Source organism: Chitinophaga sancti (assembly GCF_034087045.1).
In the GTDB taxonomy this organism is placed as follows: Bacteria; Bacteroidota; Bacteroidia; order Chitinophagales; family Chitinophagaceae; genus Chitinophaga; species Chitinophaga sancti_B.
In genome coordinates this window covers 1,555,785-1,569,826 of the sequence record NZ_CP139247.1, presented here as the reverse complement: position 1 = coordinate 1,569,826, position 14,042 = coordinate 1,555,785, and the positions used below count along the sequence as shown (strand labels likewise).

The 14,042-nt window shown below is 40.4% G+C and carries 13 protein-coding genes; all 13 read right to left on the bottom strand.

The window, feature by feature from the left end; genetic code table 11:
* Window positions 1-74 precede the first annotated feature (74 nt).
* The 13 genes from SIO70_RS06615 to SIO70_RS06555 all read right to left on the bottom strand — a co-directional run bounded on the left by SIO70_RS06615 (window position 75) and on the right by SIO70_RS06555 (window position 14,036).
* On the bottom strand, window positions 75-1,985 hold the full coding sequence (locus SIO70_RS06615; protein WP_320580157.1) for an ABC-F family ATP-binding cassette domain-containing protein: 1,911 nt from the start codon (window positions 1,983-1,985) through the stop codon (window positions 75-77).
* Window positions 1,986-2,052: 67 nt separating this feature from the next.
* Entirely contained in the window at window positions 2,053-3,624 is a 1,572-nt protein-coding gene (locus tag SIO70_RS06610; RefSeq protein ID WP_320580156.1) for a hypothetical protein, read from the bottom strand.
* A 76-nt stretch (window positions 3,625-3,700) separates the two neighbouring features.
* Window positions 3,701-4,801, bottom strand: a complete 1,101-nt coding sequence (locus tag SIO70_RS06605; protein ID WP_320580155.1) for a mannose-1-phosphate guanylyltransferase — start codon at window positions 4,799-4,801, stop codon at window positions 3,701-3,703.
* Window positions 4,783-5,724: a GDP-L-fucose synthase gene (fcl, locus tag SIO70_RS06600; protein ID WP_320580154.1), complete on the bottom strand. Its 942-nt coding sequence runs from the start codon at window positions 5,722-5,724 to the stop codon at window positions 4,783-4,785. Before fcl ends, SIO70_RS06605 begins: the two co-directional genes overlap by 19 nt.
* Before the next feature lie 6 nt (window positions 5,725-5,730).
* Complete coding sequence (gmd, locus tag SIO70_RS06595; RefSeq protein WP_320580153.1) at window positions 5,731-6,843, bottom strand: GDP-mannose 4,6-dehydratase; 1,113 nt, start codon at window positions 6,841-6,843, stop codon at window positions 5,731-5,733.
* Between the two features lie 4 nt (window positions 6,844-6,847).
* Window positions 6,848-7,966, bottom strand: coding sequence for a UDP-galactopyranose mutase (gene glf, locus SIO70_RS06590; protein WP_320580152.1), 1,119 nt, complete (start codon window positions 7,964-7,966; stop codon window positions 6,848-6,850).
* Entirely contained in the window at window positions 7,963-8,721 is a 759-nt protein-coding gene (locus tag SIO70_RS06585) for a glycosyltransferase family 2 protein (protein ID WP_320580151.1), read from the bottom strand. The genes glf and SIO70_RS06585 overlap by 4 nt, the downstream gene beginning before the upstream one ends.
* Complete coding sequence (locus tag SIO70_RS06580; protein WP_320580150.1) at window positions 8,706-9,431, bottom strand: glycosyltransferase family 2 protein; 726 nt, start codon at window positions 9,429-9,431, stop codon at window positions 8,706-8,708. The genes SIO70_RS06585 and SIO70_RS06580 overlap by 16 nt, the downstream gene beginning before the upstream one ends.
* A gap of 5 nt (window positions 9,432-9,436) precedes the next feature.
* Window positions 9,437-10,525, bottom strand: coding sequence for a glycosyltransferase family 4 protein (locus tag SIO70_RS06575; protein WP_320580149.1), 1,089 nt, complete (start codon window positions 10,523-10,525; stop codon window positions 9,437-9,439).
* Entirely contained in the window at window positions 10,506-11,690 is a 1,185-nt protein-coding gene (locus SIO70_RS06570) for an EpsG family protein (protein WP_320580148.1), read from the bottom strand. Before SIO70_RS06570 ends, SIO70_RS06575 begins: the two co-directional genes overlap by 20 nt.
* 20 nt (window positions 11,691-11,710) lie before the next feature.
* Entirely contained in the window at window positions 11,711-12,499 is a 789-nt protein-coding gene (locus SIO70_RS06565) for a glycosyltransferase family 2 protein (protein ID WP_320580147.1), read from the bottom strand.
* 20 nt (window positions 12,500-12,519) lie between these two features.
* Window positions 12,520-13,248, bottom strand: a complete 729-nt coding sequence (locus SIO70_RS06560; RefSeq protein WP_320580146.1) for a hypothetical protein — start codon at window positions 13,246-13,248, stop codon at window positions 12,520-12,522.
* An 8-nt stretch (window positions 13,249-13,256) separates the two neighbouring features.
* A complete protein-coding gene (locus SIO70_RS06555) occupies window positions 13,257-14,036 on the bottom strand; it encodes a hypothetical protein (RefSeq protein WP_320580145.1) in 780 nt (259 codons plus the stop codon).
* Between the last annotated feature and the right edge of the window lie 6 nt (window positions 14,037-14,042).

The window sequence follows — 14,042 nt, the reverse complement described above, 5'->3', positions numbered from 1 at the left end:
CGTACATATACAAAAAGGGCTGACCTCTGATTGTCAGCCCTTTTTATTTTTAGCTCAGTTTACTCAATTATTTATCAGCTTAGTTCACTCAATTCTAACCACCGCAGTCCTTTTTCATCCAGCAGACCGATCACTTCTCCCACACGGCGGGCCATCGGTTCCAGTTCTGCATAGGGTATATCGCCTGCCGCCATCTTTGCATCCAGGGTTGCTTTCTCCTTTTCCAGGTCCGCAATTTCCTTTTCCAGCAGTTCCAGTTCACGCTTTTCTTTGAAAGACATTTTACGTGCGGGTGCAGCCGGTGCTGTTACAGCAGCAGTTACAGGTTCTGCCACTGGTGCTGGTACCGCTTTCTGCTCAGCCGCTTCTTTTTCTCTTTCAGGCTTGTCCTTTTCCCACTCACGGTATTGGGTATAGTTGCCCGGGAAGTCCCGTACCTCTCCCTGTCCTTCAAATACAAACAGGTGATCTACCAGTTTATCCATGAAATAACGGTCGTGGCTCACGATGATCAGACATCCCTGGAAATCCAGCAGGAAGTCTTCCAGGATGCTCAGCGTAGGCAGATCCAGGTCGTTCGTAGGCTCATCCAGTACCAGGAAGTTCGGGTTACGGAAGAGTATGCTCAATAAGTGTAATCTTCTTTTTTCACCACCACTGAGTTTGGAGATGTAGGTATACTGCTTCTCAGGCGGGAACAGGAATAACTGTAAGAACTGGGCGGCACTTACTTTGGTACCATCTGCCAGCGGGAAGTTTTCGGCGATATTCTTTACGAATTCGATCACCCGCATATCTTCCTTTATAATCAGGCCACGCTGATCGTAGTTACCGAATACAATGGTTTCCCCTGTATTGATCTTTCCGGAATCAGGTTGTTCCAGGCCCAGCAACATGTTGAGGAATGTGGATTTCCCCACACCGTTCTTACCCACCACGCCTACGCGTTCCCCTCTCTTAAATGTATAGTCAAAGCCTTTCAGGATCTGTAAATCGCCATAGGCCTTGTACACTTTTTTCATTTCGATGATCTTGCCTCCCAGTCGGGTCATCTTCACATTTAGCTCCAGCTGCTGTTTTTCCAGTTTTACACTGGCTTTTTCCTTTACATCAGTAAATGCATCTATACGTGATTTAGATTTTGTGGTACGTGCCTTGGGCTGTTTGCGCATCCATTCCAGCTCTTTACGGAATACATTGCGGGCCTTTTCCACACTGGCTTTATTCATTTCCTCACGGGTCGCTTTCTTTTCGAGATAGTTCTCGTAATCTCCTTTATAGATATACAGCTGTTGCTGATCGATTTCCATGATCTCATTACACACGCTATCGAGGAAGTAACGGTCGTGCGTTACGAGCAGCAGGGTCACTCTTTCCTGGTCCAGGTAGTTTTCCAGCCACTCGATCATGCTTACGTCCAGGTGGTTGGTCGGTTCATCCATGATGAGCAGGGTATGTCTATGCTCAAAGCCGATATCGATCAGCACCTTGGCCAGCGCTACTCTTTTTACCTGGCCACCGGACAGGCTGCCCATCAGCTGTTCCATGTGGTGAATATTCAGCTTGCCCAGGATCTGTTTTACCTTGGAATCAAAGTGCCATGCGTTCAGCTCATCCATACGTTCGATGGCTTTGGTGAGCTTATCCAGGTCCGGCTCCTCGCCTTCTTCAGTCAGCATTTCATAATCCCTGATAGCGGACAGTACAGGGTGCCCCTGTGAGAATATGTGGCGGGAGATGGTTTCTCCGGGATTGAAAGCATTTTGCTGTTCCAGCATTACTACTGTTACATCTTTGTGTATCCATACCGTGCCGGCATCGGGGGTTTCCTGGCCGCAAAGAATGCGGAGCAGGGTGGACTTACCGGTACCATTCAGCGCCACCAGGGCGATTTTGTCACCTTCTTCGATATGGAAAGAAATATCTTTAAACAAGGGGCCTGCGCCGTAGGACTTTGTAAGCCCTTCTACTGTAACATAATGCATGAGGCGAAGTTATAAAAAAACCCCGGGCGCGCGGCCCGGGGTTCATAAAAGATATTACTGTTATAACTTAAAAATCATAGTAAAGTTGCCTGAAGCTGGCCCTTAGTCCCAGATTAAATATCAGCTCATTTTTCTTCCACTGGTCATTCTTTTCCTGACGGGCAGTTAGAGATGCTTCCAATCGCAGGTTATACTTTGGATTAAGCAGATAAGCAACTGACCCCTGAATATTGGTGAGGGTTGTTTTCAGCCCCTGCCCGATGTGGTTACCAAAGTCTTCTGCACGGGTATTATAAGACTCGAAAATGTTATTCCCATAATTGATCCCGGCAGAATCCAAACCATACTTTGCATAGGTAATCTGTCCACGGAGGAAGAAGCGCCTGTACCGGTAATCTGCAATATTGACCCACTCCACAAAGTTTGCTCCCAGCGGGTGTGCCAATGGCTGATTGTAGTGACCATAGTTATTGAGCGTAGTACGCTGAGAGTAAGTATATGGACGGGCAGCATTCACTTCTGTCAATGCATTCAGGTTAGGTACCTTGAAAAGACTGTTGGAACGGAAACCCAGCTGACCGCCAAATTTATTGGCCCACCAACCGCTACCACTGGTCATTTCCTTCAGTACAAATTCATCCAGGATAAACTGGCCATAAATAGTACTGTTCACAGAAGGAGCATACTTTAGGTTTAGCCCCAATAGTGCATTATCAGGAGAACCTACTGAGAATTCGACCGGGCGAAGGAAAACGATGGGGTTCAGATAACTCACATCAAACCCTCTTTTACCTGTAGAGTCAGAGTCCTGCCATATTACAGCTTCAAACAATCCGATGGAAAACTTCTTGCTGACATTCCAGTCCAGGTAATTAAATACGCCCCATTTCTTTCGATAACCATTATCATAAGAAGATTTGGGATATTGCATATCTACGAACTGCGCCCACATAGTGGTATACTGTACACGCCCCAGGTTAGCTATAATTTTCAGGAAAGGATAGTTGAACGAAGCATCCGACAACAACATAGAGCGATAGCCATCGCCTATAAAGTTCTTGTCATAACCCAGCTGAAAATCAAAATGACGCCCCGCTTTGTAATTTATGAGTGCAGATGAATATGCGAAGTCAAATGCATTTGTATTAAATGCCTTCCATTGTCCCTGTCCGGGCACAATGGCATTTTTCCGGCTATATTCATCGATATAGGATGCAAATTTTCCCTGATTCTCGTAGAACTCTGTTCTAAACGTGAGATTATGTCCAATAGTACCACCAGCTATTACGCCCCGGGTATTCAGCCATGTTCTACCATTTACATTGCTATGCCCAATCTGAAAATCCGGAAGTATACTTGCATAAAAAGTAAAATCATCCTCTTTTACTTCCAACAGGTGTTCTCTAAACAATTTACGATACAACCAGCTCTGTTTGCGGGTTGTATCTCCTTTTGGAAGATCAAACGATGGTTCCAGACTGTAGTCCCGCTGGGAAGAATGGTACCCCAGACTATCAGTTGAGTTTTGATAAAAGCCAAGTGAATATTGTCGGCCTGTACTTTGTGCATTCACAGACATTGATACCACTATGCTACAACCTAGCAGGAGTATTGATGAGGTAAAACATGATTTGAACATAGAAAAGAATTAGCTTGCCAGCCACAAATATATTTCCTTTTACAGGAATATCGGACTAACGTGAATTAAAAGACCATTATAAATGGCTGATCTTATTCTGTATCCGAAGCTGTTCTGTCACTCGTTTAATTTCCTGTTCTGCTGTTTTAGGATAGATCAGCAATACATTTCCATCATCTACAACAATGAAATCTTTCAGGCCACGAATCACTGCCAGTTTATCTTTGGGTATATGAATGATACAATCAGAGGTATCTTCCAGCTTCCCATCACCACCAGAAAAAACGTTGTTACTGTCATCCTGCTTTTCAGCTACCATGAACAGGGATGCCCAGGTACCAAGATCACTCCAGCCAAACTCAACAGGCATAGTATATACATTTTCCGCCTTTTCCATTACTGCATAATCTATGGAAATATTGGGTGACTGTGGATAATGCTGATCTATAAATACCTGTTCCTGAGCGGTATTATAGAGACCCTCACCTTTACTGAAAAGGTCATATAATTCAGGGGTCAGCTGCTTTATTGCATTGAGTATAGATTGTGCCTTCCAGATGAAGATACCTGCATTCCATACATAATCGCCACTATTTAAAAATTCAAGCGCCTTGGACAGAACTGGTTTTTCAGTGAACTTTATCACCTTATGAATATCCTCTACACCCTTCTCTGCAAACTTGATATAACCATAACCAGTATCAGGTCTGGTAGGTGTAATACCAAGGGTTAATAATATATCCTTTTCAGCTACGATATTTAATGCCTGCTGAATTTTTCCAAGGAAAATTTCTTCCCTGAGAATAAAATGATCAGAAGGAGCAATAACCATAGAGGCATTCGCATCTTTTGCCAAAATTTTAAATGCAGCATATGCAATACCTGGTGCAGTGTTATTCCGGGAAGGTTCGCAAAGGATATTGTCAGCTAACACTTCGGGCAATTGTTCCTGGATGAGTCCTTTATAGGCAGTATTGGTTACAATATAGATATTCTCTGAAGGACAAATCTTTTTAAACCGTTCGTAAGTCAGTTGTAATAGTGACTTGCCTATGCCCAGTATGTCTATGAACTGTTTGGGATAGTTATTACGGCTCTTAGGCCAGAAGCGACTGCCTACGCCGCCGGCCATGATAAAAACGTGGTTGTGGATATTCATCATATTTTCTGCTTCCATAGGCTGGTCTTTAGTTGCTTATAAACCTCATTAATACCCTCTTTGAGTTCAATTTTTGCATCCCAGCCCAGACCGTGCAGTTTGCCTACATCCATGAGTTTTCTGGGAGTACCATCAGGCTTGGTGGCATCAAATACCAGCTGACCTTCATATTCTACAATGTCTTTAATCATCAGCGCCAGATCTTTAATGCTGATATCTTTCCCAACACCAATATTCACCAATCCCTCTTCATTATAATGTTGCATTAGATAAAAACAGGCATCAGCCATATCATCAGCATGCAGAAATTCACGCAGTGGGGTACCTGTCCCCCATACTACCACCTCTGGGATATTATTAATTTTTGCTTCATGAAATTTCCGCAATAAAGCAGGTAATACGTGAGAATTATTCAGATCATAATTATCATTAGGACCATACAGGTTAGTAGGCATTACAGAAATATAATTGCACCCATATTGTGCCCTATATGCATCACACATCTTGATACCGGCTATCTTGGCAATTGCATAGGGTTCATTGGTTGGTTCCAGCAGCCCTGTCAGCAGATAATCCTCCTTCAATGGCTGTGGAGCCATTTTAGGATAAATACAGGAAGACCCCAGAAACATGAGTTTCTTTACATTATTCACATAAGCATGATGAATAACATTGTTCTGTATCATCATGTTCTCATAAATAAATTGCGCTCTGTAAGTATTATTGGCAATAATGCCACCCACTTTAGCTGCTGCAAGGAATACGTAATCAGGTTTTTCCTCAGCAAAGAACTTGCTTACTTGCTGCTGATCACGCAGATCCAGGTCTTTTGAAGACCTGGTTACAATATTATTAAACCCGTCATCCTGAAGCCTTCTAACAATGGCAGATCCTACCATTCCCCTGTGACCGGCTACAAAAATTTTATCCTGCTGTTGCATTCTTTTCTATTCAAACTGGTTTAATACTTTAAATCCAGCATTCTTCAGTAACTGTTCTTTTCTAAACAGCTCCACATCTGCTGCCATCATTTCTCTTACCAATGTCTGTAAATTATATTTAGGCATCCACCCTAGTTTTGTCTGAGCTTTAGTGGGATCTCCTATAAGGAGATCTACCTCTGTCGGACGGAAATAGCGCGGATCAATGGCCAATACTTCCTGCCCTGGTTTTACGTGCAGATTTTCTGCACTTACGCTTTTCACAATCCCTTTTTCATCTATCCCTTTCCCTGTAAATTCCAGTTCAATGCCCACTTCGAAAAAGGCCATCTTAATGAATTCTCTTACTGGGGTTGTAATACCAGTAGCTATGACATAGTCCTCCGGCTTTTCCTGCTGAAGAATCAGGTACATTGCTTCTACATAATCCTTTGCATGCCCCCAGTCACGTTGTGCATCTATATTCCCCATATACAGTTTCTCCTGCATCCCTAAGAATATTTTAGATACACCACGGGTGATTTTGCGGGTAACAAATGTTTCGCCTCTCAGGGGGCTTTCATGGTTAAACAGAATACCATTGCAGGCGAACATTTTGTAAGCTTCCCTGTAATTCACGGTTATCCAGTAAGCATACATCTTAGCCACAGCATATGGAGAGCGAGGGTAAAAAGGAGTTCTTTCAGATTGAGGCACTTCCTGCACCAATCCATATAATTCAGAAGTAGATGCCTGGTATATTTTTGTTTTATTAACCAAGCCAAGTAACCTTACTGCTTCTAATATTCTTAGCGTACCAATGCCATCAGCATTTGCAGTATACTCAGGAGTTTCAAAACTGACCTGAACGTGACTCATAGCACCCAGATTATAAATTTCATCCGGCTGAACCTGCTGAATGATCCTGATAAGATTTGTAGAATCACTGAGATCACCATAATGGAGATTCAGATGTACTCCCTGCTCATGAGGATCCTGATATAAATGATCTATCCTATCTGTATTAAATAGTGAGGAGCGACGTTTGATGCCATGAACTTCATAGTTCTTGGATAACAACAATTCGGTCAGGTAGGCACCGTCCTGCCCTGTAATACCAGTAATTAATGCTTTCTTCATGATACTATTTGGAATTATCAAGTTCTAGCCTGACTTTTTTCAAAGCATGAGCTATAATATGATGCATATCGTAATACTTATATTCTGCCAACCTGCCGCCAAAGACCACATTCATCTCCTTATCCGCCAGTTCCCTATATTTTTTATATAAATCACTATTCCTATCGTCATTAATTGGATAATAAGGTTCCATTCTTTCCGACCAATCGGCAGGATATTCTTTTGTCACTACAGTTCCAGGTTGGGTACCAAATTCAAAATGTTTGTGCTCAATGATCCTTGTATATGGAGTTTCCTTATCCGTATAATTGACTACCGCATTACCCTGATAGTTAGGAGTATTCCTTTGTTCATGCTCAAAATGCAGACTTCTGTATTCTAATTTTCCATAACAGTAGTTAAAATACTGATCAATCATACCGGTGTATACAATTTTGCGTGCCACCTTTGACAGGGCCTCCCTTTCTGCAAAGAAGTCCACATTTAAGCAAATATCTGAATTTGCCAGCATTTTATCAATTATTACGTTATACCCCCCCTCTGGAATTCCTTGATACTTATCATCAAAATAGTTATTATCATAGGTAAAGCGCAACGGCAAACGCTTTATAATGAATGCTGGCAATTCAGTAGCCGGCCGGCCCCATTGCTTTTCTGTATAGCCTTTGATCAGCTTATTATAAATATCCGGCCCTACCAGAGATAATGCCTGCTCTTCCAAATTCTTAGGCTCCTTAATATTCAGCTTTTCTACCTGCTCCCTGATTTTCTTCTGTGCGGCTTCAGGTGTAAGCACCTTCCACAACTGATAAAAAGTATTCATATTGAAGGGAAGGTTATATAACTCCCCTTTAAAATTAGCCAAAGGAGAATTGGTGTACCGGTTAAATACAGCAAACTGGTTTACATAATCCCAGATTTCCTTGTTGCTGGTATGAAAAATATGCGCACCATATTTATGTACATTGATGCCATCTATGTTTTCACAATATACGTTACCTCCCGTATGGGAACGTTTATCTACTACCAGACATTTCTTACCCGCTTTATTTGCTTCATATGCAAATACAGACCCAAATAAACCGGCACCAATTATTAGATAATCATACTTAATATCCGTCATGCACTATATTTTGAATAACCTTTTATTGCCCATCTCATTAAGTAATACATACTCCTGATCAGGCCCAACTTCTCAACTTTGTAATACACCATAAACTGAGGCTTAATTACCTTCTTTTTATTCCTGGAAGTGGAATTATTCAATACTCGATAGCTGGCAATTACATCGGTATTACCATAAGCGACCTTGCAATTCTTAATAATCTCCAACCAGTATATATAATCATCACGCAGGCTTTTAAACTCCTCGCGCAGATAAATCTTACCAAAACGTTCCGTATCATACAGCCCCGTCAAACAGGAAATTGAACAGGTGCACAACATGCTATTATAGTCGACCTTCTCCGGAACAATAAAAGGTTTCATACATTCTTTTGAGAATTCATCAATCCTTTTGTGTGAGGCATAAACAAGCGTTGCATTCTTCTCCTTCATAAGCGCCAGCTGTCTTTCCAGAAAGGTCGGTTCCCATAGGTCATCTGCATCCAACAATGCAATATATTGCCCGTTCGCCCGTCTGATACCGTTGTTTCTTGCAGCAGCAGACCCACCGTTCTGCTGGGAAAACAGCTTTATTCTGTTGTCTCTTTGCACATATTCACTAATTACTTTCGCACTGTCGTCCTTTGATCCATCATCAATAATCAACATCTCCCAATTAACATAGGTCTGTGCTAACACTGTCTCAATCGTTTCCGGGATGAAACGCTGCGCATTGTAAACAGGTGTAATTATAGATACTAAACCTTTTTGCATATTTTATACTTCAGGTAATATTTAATAACTTCTTTCATCATTATCATCCGTCCTTTCAACTTTGTAATCAAACCTCGTTTGCTTTTCCCCGTTCCCGCTGACGTAAAGGTTTCTCCATGCCTTCTGTATTTTATCAGGGCTTCCGGATAAAAACAAACAGTGCCTGTCATCTCTGCAACTAATCCTATCCACAGGTCATGCCCTATTTCCCGGGTGGCAGGGAAAGGCAGTGCGCCATCCAGCAAGCTTTTTCGGAACGCCATACATGAACCATAATACGTACTCCTCGCCATGTTCTTCAGCAAGCCCTTACCAGATCCAAAATAAGCGAAAAATGAAGCATGCAACAGTTGCAACTGCTCATCGACAACTTCCGAATCACTGATCACCAAATCATATTTTTGCAACAAATCTATCATCTTTGCTACTTTGCCCGGTAACCATACATCATCCTGATCTGCCAAAAAAATATGGTCTCCTTCTGCCTTACTCAGGGCATGCTGAAAGTTTCTGATCACATCCCGAAAATTGCCATGATATAATCGGATCCTGTCATCTGCTATTTCGCTTAAAATATCGAGAGTACCGTCAGTAGAGCCATCGTCAGAAATAATCAATTCATCTTCAGACTTCAACTGCGTTAGAATAGAATTAATCTGCTCCTTTACAAATGCAGCTCCGTTATAGGTGGCCATACATACTGATACCATTCTGATTATTCCATTTTTAATACTTTGATAAAATCAGCCACTGCACGATCCCAGGTAAATTGCTGTATAAAAGCATGTCCCTGTTTAGCCAGCTTCTTCCTTTTCTCATCATCCAAAAGCAATTCCTGCAATACTGTCGCCATCGATTCCACATCTCCAACCGGAAAACAACATGCAGTCTGCCCATCCTTTACAAAATCCTTAAACCCACCAATATCAGAAGTTACTGCTAAACATCCACACTGCATCGCTTCTGAAACAGGCAAACCCCAACCCTCTGAGTGCGATGGTGATAAAAATATCGTCGCTTCATTATATAGCCGGCGCAATTCGTTCCTTTCAGGCATTTGGTAATACCTCATCCATTCTTCGAGGCCGTCAGGTGCTGCTGGCATACCATACAATATCACCTGCAGGTCCTTCACCCTGCTTTTTAAAAGACGTAATGCTGCCATACCTTCTGCACTCCCTTTATGAGGAGAATGATGATGCAACATCATTACTGTATTTTCATTCTTTTGCACGCCCCGTTCTATAAAAAACTCTTCAAAGTTCAGCCCATTAAAAATTACGGTGCTATCCTGTCCGGAATAATCCTTTATTGCCACCTGCAACCATGTACAAATAGCAATCTTATGCATGGGCAATTTCCACGTTTCCAACGAAGCCTTCTCTAAGCCCTTATTTGAAACATAAGTAAATTCCGATTCATTAGCTTGTATTAAATACAACTTACGGCCTTTCCGCGCTGGGAACTCAGCTACATGCTCTGCAGTTTCCCAGGAAGTAGCTACTACAAAATCTGCATCCGGCAAAAGAAAATTGTACAGCGCGAAGATCCATTTATTTTTAACACCTTTCTCCAGCGCAAACCATGGCTTAATGAACCTGTAAAAGAAAAGACAATACAAATACCTGATTACCCCACCCACAAATGGGTTTCTTTTGAACAACCAGGCCGTATGTACCAGTTGTACTTCAAACCCTGCCGCCGATAAACGGTTGGCATACTCATACACCACCCTGAAACCTCCCACCGGTTTCGTTCCCCTCCCAGGTAAAATGAATGATATTCTAATCTTTCTTTCCCTCATTCTCTGCTTGTTTTATCGTCATCATCTTCTCATACCGCATTCTGATCTCCAGTTCATCCGACTCATCCATAAAAAAATAATTTCTGTAAGGTGTCTGACCATATACAATTGCCTCTTGTCTGAAATGCAAAAGCAACCGCATCAGAATAAATAGCATTGGTACTATCAACAATACTTTATTCCTAGCTCTGAATGTAATCAAACTGCTTAGCAAGGCAAACATAAAGGCAATGCCAATATTGTAATAATAGGAAAACCTGTCAGCCACTTCCTGAACTTCCTTTAACGTGGAGATCAGCAGAATATAAAAGAGGAACATTTTTACCAGGGTTGATTCTGTTACTGTCAACGTCAGTTTCTCCCAACGCATATAGAGCAGGCAGAGGAATGCCAGGTTCAGTATAGATGTAAAACTGATATTTCTTGTAAGCTCGAAGTTAGCTACAAGATTGCTGCCTTTCTCAATTACCGCAGATAGTACCCCTCCGGCCAATGGCTTCAATGCCAGTAATATTGAGGTAATAATAGGGATAGTAACAAAGAGGGATATAACATATACAATTGTAAGAAAAAGAATCTTCTTACGTGTCAGTTTCATTCGCTGAAATACATAAAATAATAAAAATATTATAGCAGTGTAATGAAACATCATAGCCAACACCACCAGTAAAATAAACTTTACCGGCTTAATTCTGTCTCCAATAAATCCAAACAAAACGATATGAAAAGCTATAGACTGACGCAGAATATCAAACTCAAGAAAAACCGTTAAAATTAGAATGATAGCAAGAAATACCAACTTATTCCGGAAGTCATTTCTGTATATAAAATAATAAAGTGAAAATGTATTAAATACGGTGATCAGGAATACAAACATAAAAAAGTTCATTCCCAGATAACTACAGAGGGAAGACACAATTTTAAATCCTGGCTCGGTAAAGTCGTCTGAAAAATTGAGGTTCTTCCCTCCTAATAATTGGCCAAGAGGCACAACTTCATTATACCCTTGCAGATATACGGCCCAATCACTTCCAATCTTATATCTGAACCCTACAAAAAAAAGTATAATAAACAAACCAACAGTAATCATAAGTCTTTTCAATAGCTGTACCTTATGATCATCCTTCCTGACATATTCAAGAGATGCACCAAGCCCAAAAAACATAAAAAAAAGATAGTACGGTATCATCCTTTCATCTTTTTTAATTGTTTGTAAACACCAGGCAGATAAGTTTTCATTAAATCAATAGCCTTGCCTATTCCCGTGATATACACATAAAAAAGATACACCTTACAGCTAAGCAATAAATTTCCTTTGTATTTAAACGCAATGACCCTATCTTCTGAAAACCCTCTGTAACGATTATCATGAGAAAAACCTACCAGATCAAAGCTGGATACAACTACATCTACATGCAGGGTTTTATGCTTATATAAAAAGACTTTGAACATGAAATCAAAATCTGCTGATACTTTGAATGTGGTATCAAATTTATACTTCCTGTTCAGAGAAGTACGACTAAAAGTGCTCTGATGAATCATGAGCCTTTTATAGAAATTGCTGGCATCGCCAGGTATATATATTTCGCTTTTATCACCACGCCTTTTCTCAGTATTGCCATACACCAAATCATACCCATTCAGATTTTCACCTCCAAATATATCATTGACCGAATCAGCACTATAAAACCAGTCACCCACATTCATAAAATTAATCCATTCTCCACTGGCCTGGTCAATACCTTTGTTCATTGCATAATAAATACCCTTATCTGGCTCACTTACCCAATATGCCAACCGGTCAGCATACTTTTTAATAATATCCACGCTTCCATCTGTCGATCCGCCATCAATGATGATATATTCGATATTTTGGAAGGACTGACCCAATACACTCAGTATTGTCTTTTCCAATGATATAATACCATTATATACCACTGTTATTATCGATACTAACGGCTGATATTCTTTCATTCCAATTATTTCTTCCGGTTTTACCTGAGTCCGTATAACTTTAAAATTGCATGCAATATTTTTTCTTTCCACCATCTTGCCTTTCCCACAGTATACGATTCTCCTGTACTTCCTGAAACTCCCACAAACCTTGGCAAATGCCAATAGCTTTTATAAACCACTCGTCCTTGCTTAAGATGGTCGTAATAAGCATTCTCCAGGTAATAAGTAGCTGTATCATTTACTGCTTTGTAAGCATAGAGCAGATTTTTGTTGAATACATCCTTTGTACAATGATAAAAGCGTGTATCTACTTTTTTCTGATTGACAAAAGGATTAAAATTCATTTTCTGGAAATAAGGATAAGTTGGGTTGATTTCCTTTAACAGTTTATCAATATTCAGGATGCGAATTCTCCCTGTCACTTTGCAAAATGACCTGGCATTAAGCAATAACAGGCTGTTTTTTTGCACATATTCCATTATTTCGCCTTCTCCATACCCCTTTCCTTTCGCTTCCATATTTAGTTTATCTCCTAAAAAATAAAGTATCTCCAGTCTCTTTCCCTGTTCATCAGCCAACTGCTTCAGCTCTGGATGTTTGGAATAATCGTAACCACTATTGTCACATACTATCACATCTTTCAATATCGATGAACGCAGGTAAAACTGAATACTATCTAAATATTGTTCTGTACGCAAAATAGGATCTGTTAGTACGGTAAAACAGCTACTCACATATACAGTAGAGGTAATAATCAATAGCTCCATTATTATTCTTATTTTAAACCAAGTTTTCTTAGTATACGGTTAAATATAGAATCCTGTCTTACACTCTCTATAAAATGATGTTTCAACGGGACTACCGTCGTACTAAGGTCATTTAAAGCCAGCCAGACAGCGTAATATCTTTCCAGCAGCCCTCCCTGAATACGAAACTGGTGTGCTGTATCGAATATATTTAGCTTACCGCTTTCAATCACCGCAGCAATATACTTCATCATCTTAAAAAAAACGTCCTTCTTCAGTATAAAAGAAGAACAGAGATTTATTGTTTTACCACTCAGCTCACTCAGTGTATGATTCGTTCCATAGAATTTATTATAATCTGATATGATCGAATCATAACAATTAAGCCCATCACCATTCCTTTTCTCCGGCTGATTTTCATCCATCAATATCCGCTGGGCATAATCCGTTTCAAATAAATATGGTTGAAAATTTATGTGATCATATTTTTCTGTCAGTTCACTGACGACATTCTCATTCAACCCAGATGAATCGATATCATGCTGGAGAAAACCAAGATAATCAGCACCCTCACATAAGTAAGGGTTCTTGAAAATATTATACATCACTTCTGATTCCGTATACCATTTACCTAATGAGTGGAAATTTCTGAATTCATACTGATTGATAATTTTATAATCCGAATACTGAACAGCCGCCTCATTCTTAGGATTCACATTTATAAATGCGTACTGTCCAAGCAAAGATTCATCATAATAATTCTTCTTGAGTTCATGATGAAATACAACAAATAATGTAGCATTTGCCATTAATAA